Annotated in this window: 21 protein-coding genes; all 21 read left to right on the forward strand. The window is 48.8% G+C overall.

Annotation, left to right across the window (positions count from 1 at the left end; translation table 11 throughout):
- The first annotated feature begins 10 nt into the window (after positions 1-10).
- The 21 genes from flgL (at position 11) to argF (ending at position 22,499) form a co-directional block, all read left to right on the forward strand.
- Positions 11-931, forward strand: a complete 921-nt coding sequence (gene flgL, locus LOS79_RS27345; protein ID WP_315413826.1) for a flagellar hook-associated protein FlgL — start codon at positions 11-13, stop codon at positions 929-931.
- 10 nt (positions 932-941) lie between these two features.
- Positions 942-1,505, forward strand: a complete 564-nt coding sequence (locus LOS79_RS27350) for a DUF6470 family protein (protein ID WP_315413827.1) — start codon at positions 942-944, stop codon at positions 1,503-1,505.
- An 86-nt stretch (positions 1,506-1,591) separates the two neighbouring features.
- Complete coding sequence (gene fliW, locus LOS79_RS27355) at positions 1,592-2,038, forward strand: flagellar assembly protein FliW (RefSeq protein ID WP_315413828.1); 447 nt, start codon at positions 1,592-1,594, stop codon at positions 2,036-2,038.
- Position 2,039: 1 nt separating this feature from the next.
- Complete coding sequence (gene csrA / locus LOS79_RS27360) at positions 2,040-2,273, forward strand: carbon storage regulator CsrA (protein WP_315422480.1); 234 nt, start codon at positions 2,040-2,042, stop codon at positions 2,271-2,273.
- A 146-nt stretch (positions 2,274-2,419) separates the two neighbouring features.
- The gene (locus LOS79_RS27365) at positions 2,420-3,865 is read left to right on the forward strand and encodes a flagellin N-terminal helical domain-containing protein (protein WP_315413829.1); all 1,446 of its coding nucleotides are present in this window, start codon (positions 2,420-2,422) and stop codon (positions 3,863-3,865) included.
- 941 nt (positions 3,866-4,806) lie between these two features.
- Positions 4,807-5,520, forward strand: coding sequence for a reverse transcriptase domain-containing protein (locus tag LOS79_RS27370; protein ID WP_315413830.1), 714 nt, complete (start codon positions 4,807-4,809; stop codon positions 5,518-5,520).
- A 323-nt stretch (positions 5,521-5,843) separates the two neighbouring features.
- The gene (locus LOS79_RS27375) at positions 5,844-6,233 is read left to right on the forward strand and encodes a flagellar protein FlaG (protein ID WP_315413831.1); all 390 of its coding nucleotides are present in this window, start codon (positions 5,844-5,846) and stop codon (positions 6,231-6,233) included.
- Between the two features lie 19 nt (positions 6,234-6,252).
- On the forward strand, positions 6,253-7,749 hold the full coding sequence (gene fliD, locus LOS79_RS27380) for a flagellar filament capping protein FliD (protein WP_315413832.1): 1,497 nt from the start codon (positions 6,253-6,255) through the stop codon (positions 7,747-7,749).
- Positions 7,750-7,773: 24 nt separating this feature from the next.
- Complete coding sequence (fliS, locus tag LOS79_RS27385; RefSeq protein WP_315413834.1) at positions 7,774-8,163, forward strand: flagellar export chaperone FliS; 390 nt, start codon at positions 7,774-7,776, stop codon at positions 8,161-8,163.
- Entirely contained in the window at positions 8,156-8,491 is a 336-nt protein-coding gene (locus LOS79_RS27390; protein ID WP_315413835.1) for a flagellar protein FliT, read from the forward strand. Before fliS ends, LOS79_RS27390 begins: the two co-directional genes overlap by 8 nt.
- A gap of 225 nt (positions 8,492-8,716) precedes the next feature.
- Positions 8,717-8,914: a cold shock domain-containing protein gene (locus LOS79_RS27395; protein ID WP_019915069.1), complete on the forward strand. Its 198-nt coding sequence runs from the start codon at positions 8,717-8,719 to the stop codon at positions 8,912-8,914.
- A gap of 342 nt (positions 8,915-9,256) precedes the next feature.
- Positions 9,257-10,696: an S-layer homology domain-containing protein gene (locus LOS79_RS27400; protein ID WP_315413860.1), complete on the forward strand. Its 1,440-nt coding sequence runs from the start codon at positions 9,257-9,259 to the stop codon at positions 10,694-10,696.
- Positions 10,697-10,920: 224 nt separating this feature from the next.
- On the forward strand, positions 10,921-11,478 hold the full coding sequence (gene hpf / locus LOS79_RS27405; protein WP_315413862.1) for a ribosome hibernation-promoting factor, HPF/YfiA family: 558 nt from the start codon (positions 10,921-10,923) through the stop codon (positions 11,476-11,478).
- A gap of 310 nt (positions 11,479-11,788) precedes the next feature.
- Positions 11,789-14,293: a preprotein translocase subunit SecA gene (gene secA, locus LOS79_RS27410; RefSeq protein WP_315413864.1), complete on the forward strand. Its 2,505-nt coding sequence runs from the start codon at positions 11,789-11,791 to the stop codon at positions 14,291-14,293.
- Between the two features lie 438 nt (positions 14,294-14,731).
- Positions 14,732-15,845 (forward strand): peptide chain release factor 2 gene (gene prfB / locus LOS79_RS27415; protein ID WP_315413866.1). Its coding sequence is split into 2 segments (ribosomal slippage): positions 14,732-14,803 and positions 14,805-15,845, totalling 1,113 coding nucleotides; the frame shifts between segments, so codons are not numbered across the junction.
- 92 nt (positions 15,846-15,937) lie between these two features.
- Complete coding sequence (locus LOS79_RS27420) at positions 15,938-16,822, forward strand: YitT family protein (protein WP_315413868.1); 885 nt, start codon at positions 15,938-15,940, stop codon at positions 16,820-16,822.
- Between the two features lie 186 nt (positions 16,823-17,008).
- On the forward strand, positions 17,009-18,064 hold the full coding sequence (gene argC, locus LOS79_RS27425; RefSeq protein ID WP_397386701.1) for an N-acetyl-gamma-glutamyl-phosphate reductase: 1,056 nt from the start codon (positions 17,009-17,011) through the stop codon (positions 18,062-18,064).
- 21 nt (positions 18,065-18,085) lie between these two features.
- A complete protein-coding gene (argJ, locus tag LOS79_RS27430) occupies positions 18,086-19,318 on the forward strand; it encodes a bifunctional ornithine acetyltransferase/N-acetylglutamate synthase (RefSeq protein ID WP_315413870.1) in 1,233 nt (410 codons plus the stop codon).
- A 61-nt stretch (positions 19,319-19,379) separates the two neighbouring features.
- The gene (gene argB / locus LOS79_RS27435) at positions 19,380-20,192 is read left to right on the forward strand and encodes an acetylglutamate kinase (RefSeq protein ID WP_315413872.1); all 813 of its coding nucleotides are present in this window, start codon (positions 19,380-19,382) and stop codon (positions 20,190-20,192) included.
- A 49-nt stretch (positions 20,193-20,241) separates the two neighbouring features.
- Positions 20,242-21,534 carry an aspartate aminotransferase family protein gene (locus LOS79_RS27440; RefSeq protein WP_315413874.1) on the forward strand — a complete coding sequence of 431 codons (1,293 nt, stop codon included), beginning with the start codon at positions 20,242-20,244 and terminating at the stop codon, positions 21,532-21,534.
- Positions 21,531-22,499, forward strand: coding sequence for an ornithine carbamoyltransferase (gene argF / locus LOS79_RS27445; protein ID WP_315413876.1), 969 nt, complete (start codon positions 21,531-21,533; stop codon positions 22,497-22,499). Before LOS79_RS27440 ends, argF begins: the two co-directional genes overlap by 4 nt.
- The last annotated feature ends 105 nt before the right edge of the window (positions 22,500-22,604 follow it).

The following is a 22,604-nucleotide window of genomic DNA, read 5'->3' on the forward strand; positions in this document are numbered from 1 at the left end:
AGGCTTTAAAATGTTACGTGTAACCTCCAATATGATGAATTCACAGCTACTGCTTAACTTGAATCGAAATGCTCGTACTATGAACGATACACAGTTGCAGTTAGCAACTGGACGCAAACTAAATAAGCCTTCAGATGATCCTGTAGGCATAACTTATTCTCTCCGCTATCGTGCAGATTTGTCCGCGAATGAGCAATACCAAGAGAATGTAGATGATGCTACATCATGGTTAGAATTTAATGATACAGTATTGACTCAGACCGGAGACGTAATTCAACGACTTCGTGAGCTCTCCGTAAAAGGAGCCAGTGGATCTAACCCGCAAGAAGCGCTTGATAGTATCAATGCAGAGGTGAAGCAACTCAAGGAGCAGCTTATTGATATTTCTAATAGTCAGTTCAAGGGGAAATATATATTTAATGGACAGCAATACGATGTGCAACCATATAAATTTGCTACAGGAACAGACGGAACTCCTGACACATCTGGTGCAGCTTCTATTGTTACGGATAAAGGGCTATTGAATTATTCTGTAGGTGACAGTGTTCAGCTTCCAATCAATATTACAGGAAATGATGTATTTGGTGGAGACGAAGCAGATAATATCTTTGCTGTTATTGATAAGATTTCGGCTGCTCTAGCTTCAGGAGATACTGCTGAGATCTCCAGTCAATTGGGCAATATTGACAGTCGTATCAACAAAATGTTAACTGTACAGGCGGATGTCGGAGCGAAAACCAACCGTATTGAGCTAATGAAGAATAGATTAAGCGATATGGAAGTGAACTTGACGGATTTGCAGTCGAAAACTGAAGACGGTGATTATGCGGAGATGTTAATGCAGTCCAAAATTCAAGAGAATATATATAATGCTTCACTTTCTGTAGGCTCTAAGATTATCCAGTCTACCCTTGTAGATTTCATAAGATAGGGGGAGACTTATGATACCAATAGTTCAAATACGGCAGACTAAAGCTTTAATTGGAATTGAGACTACTCCTGGTAGCTTGTCTATCGTTCAGCCCAGAATGGACATGCAAATTACTACAACTCCTGGGCAATTAGAAATTCATCAGTCTCCTCCTGAGATGACAATTGATCAGTCTCAGGCCAGGGCTGCATACACCGGTGGAACTTACCACGAGATGAGCCAGCGTATCTATTCGGGTGTCGAGCAGTTATGGCTTCAAGGCATTGCAAAGCGTATGGAGCAGGGCGAACGGATGGCTAATTTTCAAAAACCAGGAAATAGTATAGCGGAGGTTTACGGTGAGGATTGGCAGCCTGTTTCCTACCCCGAGATTCGTGGACCGGCATCCGTCGATAACGTACGAATAGATGTCAAGGCTGTTCCACCCAAAATAGAATATCGTAAAGCTGAAGTCAACATTCAAGTGAAGGCCCACGATCCCGAAATTAACTATACACCGTCAAGCGTGGATATTTATCTGAGGCAAAAGCCATCCATAAGTTTTATTCCACCGGAGATTGATATTCAAATGTAAATATTATTACAGGCTATAGATTCGGTTGATCATGACCAAATGTCTATAGCTTTTTTATTAGACTATGAATAAGGAGTGTTTACAGAATGAATATAAAAACATTAACTTGGGGGACGCTGAATATTAAAGATGAACAGATTTATCATTTTTCCAAGGGGATTCCAGGTTTTGAAGAAGAAGTTGATTTTGCATTAATTACGGTAGAAGACGGACCGTTTAGCTATTTACAATCTCTTCGAAATCAAAGTGTATCTTTTTTATTGAGTGATCCCTTCGTTTTCTACTCTTCTTATGAATTTGAGCTATCGGAAGCTGACAAAGAAGAACTGGAGATTGTGGACCAGGTAAATGTACTCTGTATAGTCACGATCAAAGAAGAATTGGAGAGCTCGACTGTTAATTTACTAGCACCGATTGTACTTAATCCCGTTAAGCGTTCAGGGAAGCAGGTTGTACTTCATAAGTCAAACTACCAAGCAAGACATGGCTTATGGAGTGCTTCCCAAAATTATTATGAAAAAGGTGGTGAATAATATGCTTGTTCTTACCCGTAAAAAGGGCGAATCGATTATTGTACAGGATAATATCGAAATCACCATTTTGAGTGTAGAAGGGGATGTAGTGAAAGTAGGCATAAACGCTCCGAAACATGTCGATATCTTCAGGGAAGAAGTATATATTTCTATAAAAGAAGCTAATAAGGAATCTGCTGCACCCGCACCTACAAATCTTGATGCTCTTATGGAGCGGCTGCGTAAACAAAAATAAATTTATGAATTCATAATATTTGCTATAAAAAAATTAGCTGAAGAGTCGATATATATATTAGACGTTGACCGGAGGGGCGGCCGACCTTAACGGCAGCGTTCACCACATGGATGTGGAATAACTTATTTTCAGGGAGGAAATACACAATGATTATCAATCACAACGTAACAGCATTGAATACTCATCGTCAATTGAGCACTAACACAGCTAACCAGAGCAAGAACATCGAGAAACTGTCTTCGGGTCTTCGTATCAACCGTGCAGGCGACGATGCAGCTGGTTTGGCAATTTCTGAAAAAATGCGTGGACAAATTCGCGGTTTGGATCAAGCAAGCCGTAACGGACAAGACGCAATTTCTTTGATTCAAACTGCTGAAGGTGCATTGAACGAAACACATTCAATTCTCCAACGCGTTCGTGAACTGGCTGTTCAATCTGGTACAGATACTAATACTGCTGATGACCGCAAAAAGATTCAACAAGAAGTAGACGAGTTGGCTAAAGAAATTACTCGTATCTCCAATACAACTGAATTCAATACTCAGAATTTGCTTGCTGGTGGTTTGAAGAACACTTATCAAATTGGTGCAAATGCAAACCAGAATCTTTCTTTGAGCGTTAGTGCTATGGATGCCAAGTCACTTGGAGTTTCTGGTGATGTTATCAGCACTACTTTGACTGCTGGTTCTGGAGTAACTGGTGTTACTGGTGTCACATCTGATCTTGGAGCAGGTGCTAGAGTTACAGTATCTGGTGTAACTGCAGCTAGCTACACAGCAGCAGCTGGGAATATTACAGGCGCTGTTACTACTACTGGTTCTGCCTACACTGGATCTGCAGATTTCACGGTTCAATATAAAATTGCCAGTATTGGAACTCCGGCTACTGGTGACGTTACATCGGTAAGCTACTCAAAAGATGGAGGAACAACTTGGGCGACTGCTTCGGTAGCAGCTGGTGCATTTGATCTTGGAGAAGGTGTAAGTATTCAAATTGCTGATAATGCTGCAAACGGTGTTGGTAACCAAGGTTCAGTAGCGGTAAAGGCTGCAACAGCAGTTCTTACTTTGGGTAATACTGCAGGTAGTATTGGTTCTTCTGTAACCGTTCGTAGCAATCAAACTGGTGTAACTGTGGGTGATGCTTCCACTGGACGCACAGCTAATGTTGATTTTACATTCTCTGCATTGGCAGCAGGAACTCCTGCATTGACCCAGACAAAACAAGCCTCTACTTCTGCAACAATTGATGCTAACGGGAATGTTTCGGGTCAGGCTACGGTTCAGAAAGGTATCGATGTTTCCTCGCAAGGGGCAGCTAATAGTGCAATTACTAATATCGATAAAGCTATCACAACAGTATCTTCAGAACGTTCTAAACTGGGTGCATACCAAAACCGTTTGGAGCACACAATTAACAACCTGAATACTTCTTCCGAGAACTTAACTGCTGCAGAATCCCGTATCCGTGATGTTGATATGGCGAAAGAAATGATGGAGCAGACTAAAAACTCGATTCTGGCACAGGCTTCTCAAGCTATGTTGGCTCAAGCTAACCAACAGCCACAAGGAGTTCTTCAATTGCTTCGTTAATTTCTTCAATTTTAATAATTTTCTGATTATCAAGAACCCTGTTATTTCAGGGTTCTTTTTTACATGCGCCTCACAGTCACACCATCTAGGTGGTTCAAATCCACCCGGTAACTTTACCCTTTTAAGTACCGTAGCCGAAGTAGACATCCGGTAACCTTCGGTTGCCGGATGGGCAGGGTGTCTTCCGTGAGGAAGAATTTGAAGGGCCTGCAGGCAAAGTCCAGCCCGGAATGCAGTGAACCAGAGGTGGCGGTGATGCTGGGTGACCCGCCGTAAAAACGGGGAAACCTGTACCAGAAGGTATAGCTTACAGGAAAACAAACAATAGGGAAATGACCTGTAAGACTCATCGACGTGATTAGGGTCAGGATGGACGGAATAGGAGGTGCAGATAACTGAGGGGAGTCTCGTAGTCTCCTTGGCGCAAACGCGGACAAGGTAAGGGAGGTATAACCGAGAGGGAAAGCCAAGCCGAAGGGCTGCGAGATGGCGGATCGTTTCGTAGTAGTGAGTGGATCCGGGCCGATGAAAGCTGGTAACAGACCGGAGGAGAAAACCCGGATGAGTATGCGCCTAAGATTTTTTTTTAGAGGCAAGTGAGCCAAGAAAAAAAAGTGGTGTCGCATACCCTGCTCTCACTCCAAAAGAGGAGAGACAGAGGCGAAGGGGACGTGCTTCGTCAAAGACTGTGAGGGTTCGTGAGTGGATGTCGTAAGCGCCGTAAATCAGCGAGGGTTTGACCGAGTGGGTACGTCCTGCCGAGAGCGAAAGATCGCTTGAGGATGAGGCAAACTGGCGACCTGAGTACATCCAGGGTAGCAGGAGCGATTGAAAGTTTTTTTTCTAACACGCAGTTGCCGGAATGGAACAAGCAAGGAATCGATATCTGTAACGGAAACAAGACCAGCTTGGTGAGTAGCGGTAAAGGTGGTGAAACACCAATGAAACTGAAAAGACGTTACTATTCCTTAATTTATAAAGTTTACCAAATAAATATTCTGCACGAAGCATGGTTAACGGTGAAGTGGAATCAAGGAAGTGGCGTTATCGTTGGGATGTACGAGAAGAATGTGAGCACGAACCTAAGGGAACTCCAAAGGTTATTGCAGCAGGGCCGTTACGTCCCCGATCCGGTAAGGCGGCATTATATCGAGAAGGAAAATGGGAAGTTAAGACCGCCAGGCATTCTCACAGTCCAAGATCGCATATGTCAACAAGCCGTACGTCAAATTATTGAACCCATTTTCGAAGAAGATTTTTATTATTATAGCTGTGGTTTTCGAGCAGGATACTCGGCGCATCAAGCCATACGGACCATCGGGCGGGCCAAACGTAATGGATATGAACATGTAGTAGACCTAAATATTGTATCGTTCTTCGATGAAATCCCCCACGGAGGGCTCATGGAGAAAGTGCAAGAGAGGATCTCCGACGGAAAGGTACTGACGCTCATTCGCGGATGGCTAACGGCGGGAATCATGGAAGATGATCAGTTCCATGAAACGGAAATCGGGTCTCCACAGGGCGGAGTGATCTCGCCACTGCTGGCGAACATTTATCTGAATACGTTTGACTGGGAAATGAAGGAGCAGGGATTCGCTGTAGTTAGATATGCGGATGCACCCGAAGAAAACAAAGGTTGCGGATTTCGATGAGGGATTTTATTTTCTGGGGTTTGACTTCAGAAACGAGGATGTGATTTAGCTGGACGTGAAAGTGAAGAAATATAAGGATAAAATCCGAAATGCAACACGTAGGCTGTTCGGCGACGGGTGAAGGAAACTCACTCCTGAAGATGGGGAACTGATGAAGGAAAGCCGTGTGCTGGAAATCCGTATGCACGGTTTAATGGGAGTCGGAGGGAGTAATCCTTCGTCTTACCCTACTAATTAACTTTATTTTTGTATTATCTATAATCTGCTTGACAACAAATTCCGATACATAGTATATACAATGACCAGTGACGGAGGGTTCCGCGATGGATGTTCGATTATCAGGAGCAGGGAGTTATAGTGCTAAACCTACAGAAACCGGGAGTAGGAACGAACAGAATATTGTGAAAACAGGTGGTTCTACAATCAATCAAGTCAGTAGTAGTGAAGAACTAAAAAAGATGGAGAACCAAGGTGTTCCTATTTCATTAGGAGAAGAACAGGTGGTTAAGGCGCTTGATCGGGCGTTAAAAGCCTTAGAAGGACCTTCTACTACATTAGAAGTAAGCATGCACAAGGAAACAAAAACAATAATGGTTAAAATATTAAATAAAGAAACTGGCGAGCTTATTAGGGAAGTCCCTCCGGAGAAAACTCTGGATTTGGTAGCGAATATGATGCAAATCGCAGGTATAATTGTAGATGAGAGAGTCTGATTAATAAGGGGGAAAAAATATGACTTTGAGGATTAGTGGACTCGCTTCAGGACTTGATGTTGATAGCATAGTCAGCCAAATGATGACAGCTAAGCGGGTCCCCTTAGATAAGTTGAATCAACAGAAACAAATTTTACAGTGGCAAAGAGACAATTATCGCGAGGTAAACAGTAAGTTGGTTGATTATAAGAATAATAAATTAGCCAAATTTGATAATTCTGCTCAAATGAATTCGCAAAAGGCGACAGTGACGGGCAATACTGCAGCGCTTAAAGCTGAGGCTACAGCTGATGCAAACGGTACGAGCATGGAGATTACAGTTACTCAATTAGCAAAAGCAGCAGCTAAAGAAACTGCTGGAATGATGGTCACCAAGGATGGCAAACGAATCACCTCAAACTCGACGCTAGAGGACCTAAGAGCATTTAATAATGTCACAGCATCATCTGATGGAAAATATTCAATAACTGTAAATGGTAAGACAACGATTAAATTAGATAGTACTACTACAATAGCTGATGCTATAACTTCTATTAATAAAATTGATGGAGCAAATGTTAAGGCTAAGTTCGATGAAGTGACGGGTAAATTCAGCATCACTTCCACTGCTTTTAGTTCCACGGGTAAAGTCGAGTTGGGTAGTGAAGATAACTTTCTTCAGCTCTTTGGTTCAGGAGCAGTTAAGTCCACGCCGTATCAAGTAGCGAAAGTAAATGTAAAGGCAAATGGGAGTGCAACTGGCACAGACCTGGAATTCTCAAGCAATAATTTCAAATTAAACGGAGTACAATTTACTCTTCTAGCTGAGTCTGCTACATCAGCTACAGTGACTACAGAAACAGATTACACAACAACACTATCGACGATCACAAGCTTTGTGGATAGTTACAATGAACTAATAGCTAATTTTAATGCTAGAGTTAATGAAGAACGTTATCCTGACTTCACACCACTTAGTGATGAGCAGAAGAAAGAAATGAAGGAAAGTGAGATTGAAGCTTGGGAAAAAAAAGCAAAAAGCGGGATGCTAAAGAATGACGAAATACTGAAATCCACTTTACTTTCTATGCGTTCTGAAATAACAAAGAAACTTGGCAATTTGAGTGCGATTGGTATCACTAGCGGAGAGTATTATGAAAACGGGAAATTATATATTGATCAGGAAAAATTAAAGGAAGCACTTCAAAATGAACCACAGAAGGTAACCTCTTTATTTCAGGGATCAAACAATGGAACTGATGGGCTTTATGATAAATTAACTTCAAGTATCACTACAGCGATTGAGAAATTATCTACTAAAGCAGGTACCTCTAAGTATAGTGTTGATTTAACTACCGCATTTAAATCGGATAGTACTATGGGAAAGAAATTAACTGATTATAATAATCGTATTAGTGCTTTGCAGGATCGTCTAGAAGATATGGAAACTAATTATTATAAGAAGTTCACTGCAATGGAAACAGCAATGAATAAATATAACAGCCAGTCTAGCAGCCTTTCAAGCTATCTATCATAAATTTTTTACAAAGGGTGACTATGAATGATAACATCTCCTTACGATAAATATCGGCAGTCCTCAGTGCAGACTTCAAGCCCGGCACAGCTGCTACTTATGATGTTTGATGGAGCAATTCGTTTTGGTAAGGCGGCATTGGAAGGAATTGATTCAGCCGATTTTAATAAGGTTAGCACCAATTTGGGTAAGGCACAGACTATAGTTAATGAACTTATAACTACATTGGATAACTCTTACGAGGTCTCTAAGGGGCTTGCTTCAATGTATGAATATATCAATCATCTCTTTATTGAATCCAATATTAAAAAGTCTAAGGAGCAGGCAGAGGAAGCAATTGGGTACCTTATGGATCTCCGCCAGACTTTCGCCCAGGCTTCTAAAATGACAGCCGGGCAAGATCTCCAGCATGGATAATCTGCTGCAGGAGCTTGAACATTTAACTAAAACTATATATTCCCGGTTAATGTTAGCTACTCCGGAGGAGCTGGAAACCTTCGTAGAACAACGCCAGAAACTTGTCGATAACATCGGGCAAGAGGTCGAGAAATGTCAGCCAACCCCTGCACAAAAGGATGTAATTCGTCGAATTATGGAACATGACCAGGCCATTATTGCCCGGATGAATGCCCATCGGCTGGAAGCCCAGGACTGGTTACAAAAGCGCGGCCAAGCCAAAATCCAGCGCAACGCCTACGAGGCAGGCTACACTCCTGACAGCATCTTGATGGACCGTAAAAAATAATAGATTCCAGATGTTTCAGCTGGGGAGCGGGCGGGTATTTATTAGCGTCTGCTCCTTTTTTGTACTAAATATCACAAATAGAGCTTTTTTATAGTGGATTTTTGAATGGAAAAATATTGAAAGTAATCATTTACTATTCCAATTGACAATAGAGAAGCAGCGGTGGTATAGTCGAATTGTGAGCAAGGCTCACGTTCATCTGATGACGAAGGGAATGTTTAGTCAATGGAAGGTAAAGTAAAATGGTTTAACGCAGAAAAAGGTTATGGTTTCATCGAAACTGCCGACGGTGGCGACGTATTCGTACACTTCTCCGCGATTCAAACTGACGGTTTCAAGACATTGGATGAAGGTCAATCCGTAGAGTTCGATATCGTTGAAGGTGCACGCGGACCACAAGCAGCTAACGTTATCAAATTATAATCATCCGGCACGAAGCCGACCTACATATATGGTAGATGGTTAGCAATTGAGACTACGCTAGCGTAGACCCTGGGATTTTTCCTAGGGTCTTTTTTACGTTGATTTTATTAAACCCGTTGCAATTAGAGAGAAGTTAATGCTTTTCTCAAAGGATTTGTAAACGAAGTTTCTATTTTGCTGTTAACATTCTCCAATATCTGGGTAATAGGTACCGTTGGGCTTTTTTCTTGCCTCGATACACTCTCTTTATTAGCTTAGGCGTATGCTTCCGAGAAGAACTCTGATCAGAAGGCATGCAGTGAAGCCTATGCCCATCAAACACTCAGGAGGATGAACAGCAGAATGAAAAAATTGTGGCGTGGTCTTATGACCGGAGTACTTGGGATTTCAATGTTGCTCGGATCACTAGGGGGTATAGCTGCAGCGGCCACCCCGAAGGATATTCAGGGACACTGGGCGCAAAGCCAGCTGCAGAATTGGCTGGATAAGGGATATCTGGGCGGTTATCCGGACGGTACGGTGAAGCCGAACAAGGCGATTACCCGTGGAGAATATGTAGCACTGATCAATCGTCTGTTCGGGTTCACCGGAACGTCTTCCATTACCTTCAAGGATGTCAAAACTACAAATTGGGTCTACAGTGAAGTTGCCAAGGCTGTGAGTGCCGGCTATATCGGAGGGTATGAAGATAATACGTTCCGGGCCAATAACCCGCTCACGCGGCAGGAAGCTGCAGTCATTGCTGCCAAAGTGCTTAAGTTAAGCACGAATACTACGGCACTCTCTTTCAAAGACAGTGCGCAGGTAGCAGCGTGGGCTAAAGGAGCGGTAGCGGCAGCTGCCCAGAAGAAGATTATTAACGGTTATCCGGACGGCACCTTTGGACCGCGCAAGTCGCTTACCCGGGCTGAAGCGGTAGGCATCATCAGCAACTCGGTTGTGCATAAGCCTGCTGGCAATGGCGGAGTAGTAATTCCTACACCGACTCCATCAGCAACACCTGCACCGACTGCAACACCTGCACCAACGGCTACTCCGACTCCGGCGGCTGGCGGTGGCAGTACCGGGGGCGGAGGGAACGGTGGTACAACCTCCCCTTCGGTTAGCGGAGTTACTTACGGACATGTCGGTTCCGTTACCGCTGATGTGTATCTTACGCCTTCTGTAACTGGAGCTGTATATTATGTAGTGGCTCCTTATAGCAGCAGTGCGTCGGTTCCGACTTACCTGCAGATACGTGATGGTGTGAATAGCGCAGGAACAGCAGGTGTTCATTCCGGAAAAGCAGCAACAGTTGCGAATGTCACCGTTGCCTTCTCCGTGTATGGATTGCAGGCTAATACAGAATATACAGCTTATATAGCTCTGACAGATGCTTCCGGGAATTGGTCGGGAGTGTCCACTCTGAATTTGAAGACAGCACCAGCGACTACAACCTCTGTAACCCTGGTTAAGCCGGGGAACATGGGAACTGTCACGGCAGATGTCTATGTAGCCTATGGTCAGGCTGGCGGCACGGCGGCACCGGTAAGATATCTTGTATTGCCGGCAAGTGCAGCAGATCCGACGGCAGCACAGGTTGCTGCTGGACAGAATAGTGCCGGGGCCCCGCTGGCGGCTCCTTGGACAGGAGAGATTACCCCTGCGGTGCAGCCTGGTGTGCAGCGGACATTGACGTTAAGCGGCCTGACTGCGAACACAGCTTACAAAGTATATTTCATTACCGGATCCGGCAGCAGCTGGTCCCCTGTAGAACTGCTGCGTATCCACACCAAATCTTAAAAAGTTATGTTGCGGACGACTCATAATCGGGGCTTGAAAGAGAGATAATACACCAGCAATAATTGGTCCGGCCGGGCGGTTCCATGCGCTTGCCGGACCAATTTATTGTTATTGAACAGGTTGTGACATCTTTTGTTAGCTAAATGTAAAGGCTGTCATGATTTGTTTTTTACTTAGCCCTGACAATTTGCTATAATGAAAAGGTAAACAAAGGAGGAGTGCCCATGCAATTCAGCATTCGAGGTCAACAAATTGAAGTGACCGACGCTTTGAGAGATTATGTTGATAAGAAGCTCAGCAGACTTGAGAAGTATTTCGAAGCACCCCCTACCTCAGAAGGATATGTGACGCTTGGCGTCGTTCGCGGCCTTCATACGGTGGAAGTTACGATCCCGCTGGCAGGTGTCACGCTTCGTGCGGAAGACCGCAGTGATGATATGTATGCATCCATTGATGCCGTAGTGGACAAGCTGGAACGTCAAATCCGTAAGCACAAGACCAAACTTAATCGCAAGTTCCGCCAGGAAGGCAGCTTGAAGACCCTGTTTGTAGAGGGATCGGCTAGCGCTGTAGCTGTTGAGGACCAGGAGCATGATTATGATGATCTTGAAGTTGTGCGGAATAAACGTTTTACCTTGAAGCCTATGGATGTGGAAGAAGCGATTCTGCAAATGAACATGATCGGACACTCGTTCTTCGTGTTCTCTAACATTGAAACTTCTGAAGTAAGTGTTGTTTACAAACGTGATGACGGCAAGTACGGTTTGATCGAACAGAACTGACCTGCTGAGCGGGAATCACTGGAATAAGGAAGGGCTTACGTTTTAGCCTAACAAGGACAATTAGATGAGCCCCTATTCGCCCGAGGCGAATAGGGCTCTTGTGCGTATATACAGAAGGATCGTACTGAAATATCTCTGCTTCACCTTCGAAAAGACTTTTTGCAGAATAAGGTTGCGGCGGCTTGTATTGCGGCTTCTCTTACAAACTGTTACAATTTATGAAGCAGCGGAATCGAAATCATATATGGCCCTTTCAATTTATGAGGATGGGCTCGGTTCCACCATCTGTGTTGCATGAAAGGGGTTAACCATGCTAGGACTTGTTAAGAAGATATTTGGGGACACTAATGAACGAGATGTCAAACGTCTCATGAAGACGGTTGAAGTGATCAATGGTCTGGAGCCGGATTTCGTATCGCTGTCGGATGAAGCGCTGCAGGCTAAGACCGCAGAATTCCGTGCCCGTCTGGAGAAGGGCGAAACCCTGGAAGAAATTCTTCCCGAGGCATTTGCAACCGTACGCGAAGCTTCCAAACGGACGCTGGGCATGCGGCATTTTGACGTTCAGATGGTTGGCGGTATGGCACTGCATGAAGGCCGGATCTCCGAGATGAAGACAGGGGAAGGTAAGACGCTGGTAGGTACGCTGCCGGTCTACCTGAACGCTCTCTTGGGTAAAGGCGTGCATGTAGTCACTGTAAATGATTATTTGGCTCAGCGCGACAGCGCACAAATGGGACAAATCTATAATTTTCTGGGCATGACGGTTGGGGTTAACCTCAACGGTATGGACCATAATGATAAGCAAGCGGCATATGCCTGCGATATTACGTATGGCACGAACAATGAATTCGGATTCGACTATCTGCGTGACAACATGGTGCTCTACAAGGAACAGATGGTACAGCGTCCACTGTATTTCTGTATCATTGATGAGGTTGACTCCATTCTGATTGATGAGGCGCGTACACCGCTGATCATCTCCGGACAAGCAGAGAAATCGACAGAACTGTACTATGCGGCAGACCGTTTCGTGAAGAAGCTGACAGCCGAAGAAGATTATACTGTGGATATCAAGGTGAAGTCGGTTGCATTGACCGAGAAGGGCGTGGCTACGGCTGAGCGTGCTTTTGGCATAGAGAATCTGTATGATCACAGTCATGTAACACTGAATCATCATATCGTACAAGCCCTTAAGGCTAACGCGATTATGCGCCGTGATGTTGATTATGTGGTGAATGATGATGAGGTTATGATCGTCGATGAGTTCACCGGACGTTTGATGCAGGGCCGCCGTTACAGTGACGGACTGCACCAGGCGATCGAAGCCAAGGAAGAGATTCAGGTACAGAATGAGAGCATGACGCTCGCTACAATTACGTTCCAGAACTACTTCCGGATGTACCGTAAGCTTGGCGGAATGACCGGTACTGCGAAGACGGAAGAAGAAGAATTCAAGAAGATTTATGGTCTGGAAGTACTCCAGGTGCCTACCAATAAACCGAATCAGCGTGAAGATATGCCGGACGTGGTCTACAAAAGCGAGAACGGCAAGTTCAACGCGGTAGTAGCTGAAATTGTGGAACGCCACAAAAAGAATCAGCCCGTCCTTGTAGGTACGGTATCAATTGAGAATTCCGAACGTGTATCGGAAATGCTGAAGCGTAAAGGTGTCAGACACCAGGTGCTGAATGCGAAGCATCATGCGGCTGAAGCGGAAATCATCTCTTACGCTGGTCAGCCGGGAACCGTAACGATTGCTACGAATATGGCCGGCCGTGGTACGGATATTGTACTGGGCGAAGGCGTGACTGATCTTGGCGGTCTGCATATCATTGGTACAGAGCGCCATGAATCACGGCGTATCGATAACCAGCTGCGCGGACGTGCCGGACGTCAGGGTGACCCGGGTTCTACCCAGTTCTACCTGTCACTCGGGGATGAGCTGATGAAGCGTTTCGGTGCGGACAACGTGCTGAACATGATGGACCGTCTTGGATTCGAGGAAGACCAGCCGATCGAGAGCCGTATGATCACCAAGGCTGTTGAATCTGCCCAGAAGCGGGTAGAAGGCAATAACTTCGATATCCGCAAAGTCGTATTGCAGTACGATGACGTAATGAATCAGCAGCGTGAGATTATCTATAAGCAGCGCCGCGAAATTCTGGAGTCTGACAATATCAAAGATATCGTCGTTGAGATGATCAAGCCGGTGATTGACCGTGTCGTGAATGCCCACTGCAGTGACGACATCCCTGAGAACTGGGAGCTGCAAGAAGTAGCCGATTATGTGAACAGCAAATTGCTGGAGGAAGACGCCCTGACCCGCGATGATCTGTGGGGTAAGGAAATCGAAGAAATTATCGAATTCATCTTCGCCCGTGTACTGGAGAAATATGCAGCGCGTGAAGAACGTCTCGGCTCTGAGCTGGTACGTGAATTCGAGAAGGTAATTGTTCTTCGTTCCGTAGACAGCAAATGGATGGATCATATCGATGCGATGGATCAGCTGCGTCAAGGGATTCACCTTCGTGCTTACGGCGGTACCGATCCGCTTCGCGAATACCAGTTCGAAGGCTTCGAGATGTTCAATGCGATGACAGCGAACATTCAGGAAGAGGTTGCGACTTACATTATGAAGGCGCACATCGAGGCAAACCAGGAGCGCCAGTCGGTTGTGGAAGAAGATAAGATCTCCACGAACGCTGAGCCTGCTGAGAAACGTCCGGTGCATGTTGAATCTACTGTCGGCCGTAACGATCCTTGCCCATGCGGCAGCGGCAAGAAGTATAAGAACTGCCACGGCCAGGCTTAATTTATCATTGTGAAATAGTGAGCAGGAAGCAAACTGCGAATGTTTTTCACACTATTGCACTTCTCGTTTTGTTCAATCGCACTTAGGTTATAATGACAATAAAAAGCGGCTGGGCCCGGGGGACTCCCCGTTTGCGGCCCGGCCGCTTTTTTGGACTTTGGAAGTTATGGTGATTGCGAATCTGCACCAAAGAATTGGTGCGCTGGTATTTCTAAATGAAGGTGAGAGAGTGACGGAGGGGAAGTTTGGAACTGTAGGAGCGGTAGCATCCGCCTTTGTGCCCGGAAGTCCAAACATTCCCCGCAGTTACGGCTAGCACCGGAATATAGCAATATAGCGGACAATCCGGCGGAGTGCAGCGATCCGGATCACCATATTCCAAAGCCCAAACCCAGCGGCCGCCGCAATTTTTTATTATGAAAGGTGATGTGATTCCAAATGATAGATCCAAGTGTAAAGCAGGACCTGCGTGAAATCGGCAAGAAACTAACCAACCTTAGGGGGTCTCTTTGACTTAGACCTGAAGCTGGAGATGATCGCGAACTTCGAGGAGAAGATGGCTGCTCCCGGGTTCTGGGATGATCCGGAGAAGGCTCAAGGTGTAATTGGTGAGATGAATGCCGTGAAATCGGTGGTTGACCAGTATGAGAAGCTGCAGCAGGACTATGATGATGCGGCGATGATGACAGAGCTGGCTGATGAGGAAGGCGATGCGGAGCTGGCGGCAGAGGTGGCTGGAACGATCCGCAGCGTGGTCGCTAGAGTGGATGAGTTCGAGCTGCAGCTGCTGCTTAATCAGCCTTATGATAAATTGAATGCAATCCTGGAGCTGCATCCGGGTGCGGGCGGCACGGAATCCCAGGACTGGGGCCAGATGCTGCTGCGGATGTATACACGCTGGGCCGAGAAGCGGGGCTTCAAAGTAGAAGTGCTCGATTATCTGCCGGGGGATGAAGCGGGGATTAAGAGTGTAACGCTGCTGATCAAGGGCCATAATGCATATGGGTACCTGAAAGCGGAGAAGGGCGTGCACCGGCTGGTGCGGATATCGCCATTTGATTCCTCGGGCAGACGGCATACCTCCTTCGTGTCCTGTGATGTGATGCCGGAGATTGCCGATGATGTAGAGGTGGAGATCCGTACAGAGGATCTGAAGATTGATACGTACCGGGCCAGCGGCGCGGGCGGTCAGCACATCAATACCACGGACTCTGCAGTCCGTATCACCCATATGCCTACCGGCGTTGTGGTCACCTGTCAGAATGAGCGTTCACAGATCAAGAACCGGGAGCAGGCGATGAAGATGCTGCGCTCCAAGCTCTACGAACGCAAGATTCAAGAGCAGCAGGCACAGCTCGATGAGATCCGCGGGGAACAGTCGGATATTGCCTGGGGCAGCCAGATCCGTTCTTATGTGTTCCATCCGTACAGCATGGTGAAGGATCACCGCACTTCTGTAGAGACGGGCAACACCGGAGCCGTGATGGACGGCGATCTGGACGGCTTCATTGACGGTTATTTGCGGAGTCAGATCAAGACGGAAGCTGAATAAATTGAACAATATTCCTATGCGTCTCCGGAGGTGTAGGGATTTTTTTCGGAATAACAGGACAGGCAAGTAAACATCTAAGGAGCAGGCTATACATGCAAAAAATCAATTCACGCAACAAACCGCCGCTCATTCCGCTGAACGGGCCGCTGCGTCATACCGTGGATATCGCGCTCATTCTGATTGGCTCGCTGATTACAGGACTGGCGTTTAACCTGTTCTTTCTGCCGAATCAGATTGCTTCCGGCGGGGTATCGGGGTTATCCGTGCTCGCTGAGGCCTGGTTTGGGGCAGAGCCGGCTTTTACCCAGTGGGCGCTTAATATTCCGCTCTTCATCCTCGGGATCATCTTCCTCGGCAAGCATTACGGCATCCGTTCCCTGCTGGGGAGCTTTGTGCTGCCGCTGTTCATCTTCCTGACCAAGGACGGGCCGGTGCCGACACATAATCCGCTGCTTGCTTCTATATATGGAGGAATTGGTGTGGGGCTGGGACTCGGACTGGTGTTCCGGGGGCGCGGCTCAACGGGTGGACTGACCATTCTGGCGCAGATTATTCAAAAGCTTACCGGCTTCAGCTTCTCGCTGTCCGTCGTGCTGCTGGATGGTACGGTGATTACGCTGGCTGCTTTTGTGCTGGGCATGGAACAAGCCATGTATGCACTGATCGGACTGTTCGTGACGGGGAAAGTGATCAATGCGCTGGAGGTGGGCTTCAGCACGACGAAGGTAGCGTATATTATTTCCGATCAGACCGAGGATATTTCGCAGGCGATTCTGAATGATCTGGACCGCGGGCTCACCAAGCTGAATGCGCAAGGCGGGTATACCGGGGATAACCGGACCGTACTGATGGCTGTAGTAGGCCAGAACGAAATTACGAGGCTGAAGGCGATCGTCCGCTCGGTGGATCCGGGTGCATTTGTGATTATTACAGAAGCCCATGAAGTACTGGGCGAAGGATTCAAAAGAGAAGCGTAGGCTCCCGCATGGGAAGCTCTGCGCTTTTCTTTTTATATAAGGAAGAGTTGAAGGGGATAACTAGAAGGGCTGAATAAAGTTAACGTTACGTGTTGTATTTATATTAATTCGGTCGTATAATAATACATATTTGCAGGACGGTTATTCACAGGGCATAATGATAGAAATGAGAATCAGGAAGCGGGGATGACAGTGACAGGCAAGCTGAGGGCGGCAATTGTCGGATCAACGGGATATGGGGGCGTGGAGCTGATCAGGCTGCTGCAGAGCCACCCTGATATAGAGATTACTTCAGTGATTTCCTCTTCCAGCGCAGGTGCGCCGATTGAAGAAGGGTTCCCGCATCTGACGGGGATTGTACAGCGTAATCTGGATGGTGTGGATGCAGCGGAGATGGCCGCCAGGGCGGATGTTGTCTTCACAGCTACCCCTTCGGGCGTCAGTGCAAAGCTGGTTCCAGGTCTGCTTGAGGCTGGCCTTAAGGTGGTTGATCTCTCCGGGGATTTCCGGCTGAAGGATGGTGCGGAGTATGAGCAGTGGTATAAGCATCCGGCTCCACCGGAAGCTTACCTGCAGCAGGCAGTATACGGGTTGTGCGAGGTATATGGCGGCCGTGCGGCTGGGGTAGACTTCATCTCGAATCCCGGCTGTTATCCAACCGCTACGCTGCTCGGGCTGGTTCCGGCGCTTGAAGCCGGCTGGATCAAACCGGACAGCATCATCATTGATGCGAAATCCGGAGTGTCCGGGGCCGGGCGGGGAACGAGCCTGATGGTTCATTTTGCCGAGATTAACGAGAACTTCAAGGCCTACAAAATCAACAAACACCAGCATATCCCGGAGATCGAGCAGGTGCTCACAGATATCGCAGGCGAGAAAGTAACGGTAACGTTCACCACGCATCTGGTGCCGATGACCCGGGGGATTATGAGTACGATGTATGCGGGGCTGAACGGTGAACATAGCGAGCAGGAACTGGTGGAACTATACCGTAAGTATTATGCAGGCCGGCCGTATGTGCGTGTGCGGGAGGCGGGAGTTATTCCGGCGACGAAGGAAGTCAGCGGGTCGAACTATTGTGATATCGGCTTCGCTACAGATCCGCGTACCGGACGGGTCACCATTGTATCGGTCATCGATAATATCGTTAAGGGCGCAGCAGGGCAGGCGATTCAGAACCTGAATTTGATGATGGGATGGGAGGAAACCCGCGGACTTGGTTACACGCCAGTGTATCCATAAGGGACAGCGGTCAAACTACACATGAGCGAGAATCAACTATATACCGTCGTGAACGGCGGAGGCATTACTACACCCAAGGGCTTCACATCAGGAGGTCTGCACTGTGGTCTCAAAAAAACCGAACGCAACGACCTCGGCGCTATTCTTTGTGAGGTTCCTGCTACAGCTGCAGCGGTGTTTACCACGAATGTGTTTCAGGCGGCTCCGCTGAAGGTGACGCGGGAGAGTCTGGCGGACGGGACACTGCAGGCAATTATCGTCAACAGCGGTAATGCGAATGCCTGCACAGGGGCTCAGGGCGAGGCGGATGCGTATGAGATGCGCAGTGCGGCTGCCCGTCATTTGGGCGTAAGCGAAGAGAACGTTGCGGTGGCATCTACGGGCGTAATCGGTGAGACGCTGAAGATGGACTGTGTACGCAGCGGGATTGCCGGACTGCCTGCTAAGCTGGATGGCGGTGCTGCCGGGGCAGAGGAGTTCAGCCAGGCTATTCTGACAACCGATCTGGTCAAAAAAGAATGCTGCGTCAAGCTGACGGTCGGCGGTACAGAGATAACGATTGCCGGAGCGGCCAAGGGCTCAGGAATGATTCACCCGAATATGGCGACGATGCTGGGCTTCATGACTACAGACGCTGCGATTGATGCAGAGGATCTGCTCAGTCTGCTGCGCAGTGCGACCAATTCTACTTTTAATATGATTACGGTGGATGGAGATACTAGCACGAATGATATGCTGGTTACGATGGCGAGCGGTCTGGCGGGGAATGAGAAGCTGACGCGGGAGCATGCGGACTGGGAAGCTTTTGCCGCCGGATTCACCCATGTGTGCCGGAGTCTGGCGATGGCGATTGCCCGTGACGGTGAAGGGGCGACGAAGCTGATTGAGGTGCAGGTGAGCGGTGCGGTGCATAATGAAGCTGCTGCTGCGATTGCCAAGACTGTAGTCGGCTCAAGCCTGGTGAAATCGGCAATCTTCGGTGCGGATGCCAACTGGGGGCGGATTATCGCTGCGGTCGGGCGCGCGGGTGTACCGGTATCACCGGAGCAGGTGGATATTAAGCTGGGAGAGATCGAGGTGCTGCGTTCCTCGCGTCCGGTCGCTTTTGATGAGGAGAAAGCCCTTCATTATCTGCAAAAGAGTGATACCGTGCTGATCACCGTAGTCTTGGCTGACGGAAGCGGAAGGGCAACAGCCTGGGGCTGTGACCTTACCTACGATTATGTGCGTATTAATGCTGCTTACCGTACCTAACCAGGTACTTATCAGGTGCTGAGTGGCGGCAGGGCATAAGCTTAAGGGGGCATAGGCTAAGATGACGTTTGAAGATTTAGAGCTGCAGGCCGGCGGGCTGTTCGTAATGAAATGCGGCGGGAGTACGCTGGCTGCGCTGCCGGATTCGTTCTTTGAGGATCTGCGGGAGCTGCAAGCCGGCGGAGTACAGCCTGTCATTGTACATGGCGGCGGCCCGGCAATCTCCGGCAACCTGGAGAAGCTGGGAATTGAGAGCAGCTTCGTGAACGGCCTCAGGGTGACGACGGAAGAAGTGCTTGATGTGGTGGAGATGACGCTCTCGGGGAGCATTAACAAGGCCATAGTCCGCAGAATTCAAGCCGCCGGCGGACAGGCGCTCGGATTATCCGGCGTTGACGGTAACCTGATTATGGCGCGTCCGGTAGCGAACAGTGCTGAACTGGGAATGGTTGGTGAAGTAACCGAGGTGAATGCGGAGATTGTAAAAGGAATTATCGCGCTCGGCTATATCCCGGTAATCGCCCCTATCGGTGTGGATGGCGGAGGCCAGCGTTACAATATTAATGCGGATACAGCGGCTGGTGCGGTTGCTTCCTTTGTAGAATCGCCCAGTATGATCGTAGTTACCGATGTACCGGGAATTATGCGTGAGCTGGACGGGAAGAAGATCGTGCTTCCTTCCGTAACGGTGGCACAGATCGAGGAACTGATCGCGGATGGTGAAATCTACGGCGGGATGATTCCCAAAGTACGCGCTGCGATGGATTGTATTCAGGGCAAGGTGTCGGAGGTTGTGATTGTTGACGGCAAGGAGCCGCGGGTACTCAGCCGGGTGCTGCAGGGCGAAGAGCTGGGAACGCGGATTGTAAGATAAAAGAGCGCTGACGGATAACCGCAGCAGCATGGTGGGAGAGTGACTAAGAATGAGTGAGCTTACGCAAACGGAAAAAGATTCTTTGACAGGGGCAACGCAGGAACGTTCAGCGGAAACGAAGGAACAGGGAGCCGCTTCTGCTCCTGCCAAGCTGAGTGCGGTATTCCCGTCCTACGCCAGATATGATCTTAGTCTGGTTAAGGGCAAGGGCAGCTGGGTGTGGGATGATCAGGGCAACAAGTATCTCGATTTCATGTGCGGATTGGCTGTAACGAGCCTGGGCCACGCTCCGGAGAAGGTGGGCGAGAAGCTGAAGGCGCAGATTGATACGCTATGGCATGTCTCGAACCTGTTCCATATTCCGGGACAGGACCGGGTAGCTGCGCTGCTCACCGGCAACAGCTGTGCGGATCAGGTGTTCTTCTGCAACAGCGGAGCCGAGGCGAATGAGGCGGCAATCAAGCTGGCCCGCCGGTATCACCAGAAGGTGAAGGGTGATGACCGCTATGAGGTGATTACCTTCGAGCAGTCCTTCCACGGCCGCACACTGGCTACACTGACCGCAACGGGCCAGGCGAAGGTCAAGGAAGGCTTCCTGCCGCTGCCGGCAGGCTTCAAGACCGTGCCGCTGCATGATCTGCCGGCGCTGGAGTCGGCCATCACTGAGCATACAGCGGCGATCATGCTGGAGATGGTGCTGGCTGAAGGCGGCGTGCTTGAGGTACAGCAGGACTTCCTGGATGCTGTTGTTGCCCTGTGCAAGCAGCATGGTCTGCTGCTGATCGTGGACGAGGTGCAGACCGGCATGGGCCGGACAGGCAAGCTGTTCGCGCATCAGCATTACGGCATTGAGCCGGATATCTTCACCTTGGCCAAAGGCGTGGCCAGCGGCTTCCCGGCCGGCGTGATGCTGGGCAAGGGATACCTGCGCGAGGCATTCAGCCCGGGGAGCCATGCGAGCACCTTCGGCGGCACGCCGCTTGCGGCAGCCGTCATGGAAGCGACGATTGAGACGATGCTGGAGGATGAGCTGCCGCAGCGGGCTGCTGACATGGGCGATTACTTAAGCGGGCTGCTGAGAGAGAAGCTGGCGGATACTTCGTTTGTGAAGGAAATCCGTGGCAAAGGCCTCTTGATCGGGATCGAATGTACAGAGCCGGTAGGGGAGATCGTGCTGGCCGGACAGAAGCGCGGCCTGCTGTTCGTTCAGGCCGGACCGAATGTCATCCGGCTGCTGCCTAATCTATATGTAACCAAAGAGGAGATTCATCAGGCGGTGGACATCCTTTCGGATCTAATCCATACTTATGCTAACAAAGGAAACGGGGAGGCCAATTCATGAGTCAGGTTACCAAGGGCAGTGCAGAGGCAATCGCAGCCCAGCTCAAAGGCCGTGATTTGCTGGAGCTGAACGATTACAGCCCGGAGGAAATTACGTATCTTATCGAACTTGCGATTGAGCTGAAGCGCAAGCAGAAGAACGGTGAAGTCTACCAGCCGCTGCTGGGGAAGACAATCGGTCTTATTTTTGAGAAATCGTCGACGCGCACACGGGTATCCTTCGAAGTCGGCATGTATCAGCTCGGCGGTCATGCGCTGTTCCTCAGCAAAAATGATATCCAGCTCGGCCGCGGCGAGACCGTTGGAGATACAGCACAGGTCATGTCGCGGTACTTAGACGGAATCATGATCCGTACCTTCGGCCATGATAAAGTGGAAGAACTGGCCCGCTATGCTTCAGTTCCTGTAATCAACGGCCTTAGCGATCTGGCACATCCGTGCCAGGTGCTGGCGGATTACCAGACCGTGTATGAGCACAAGGGCAAGCTGAAGGGCCTGAAGCTGGCCTACATCGGCGACGGCAACAACATGGCGCATTCCCTGCTGATCGGCGGAGCTAAGCTGGGTGTGCATGTAAGTATCGCCGGACCGGAGGGCTACGGGCCAGACGCGGCTGTAGTGGCCGAGGCGCGCGAGATCGCCAAGGGTACGGGTTCAGTAATCACCGTTACCCGCAGCCCGCAGGAAGCCGTACAGGACGCGGATGTAATTTATACGGATGTATGGGCCAGCATGGGCTTCGAGGCGGAACAGCTGGCGCGTGAAGCGGCGTTCAAGGACTATCAGGTCAATGAGGAACTCGTGGCGCTTGCCAAAAGCGACTATCTGTTCCTGCACTGCCTCCCGGCCCACCGTGAGGAAGAGGTCAGCACCGGTGTCATCGACGGCCCGAACTCGGTTATCTTCGATCAGGCCGAGAACCGCCTGCATGCGCAGAAGGCGCTTATGGCGGCTTTGATGGGCTAACCTGCGCCCGGCATGGGTTTAACAGTGAATCGTAGAGTAAAACAGGGATTAACCTGTTTGGATCTTATCTTATATACACCATATAAGATGAACTGGATTGAAATG

It is taken from the genome of Paenibacillus sp. MMS20-IR301 (genome assembly GCF_032302195.1).
Taxonomy (GTDB): domain Bacteria; phylum Bacillota; class Bacilli; order Paenibacillales; family Paenibacillaceae; genus Paenibacillus_AQ.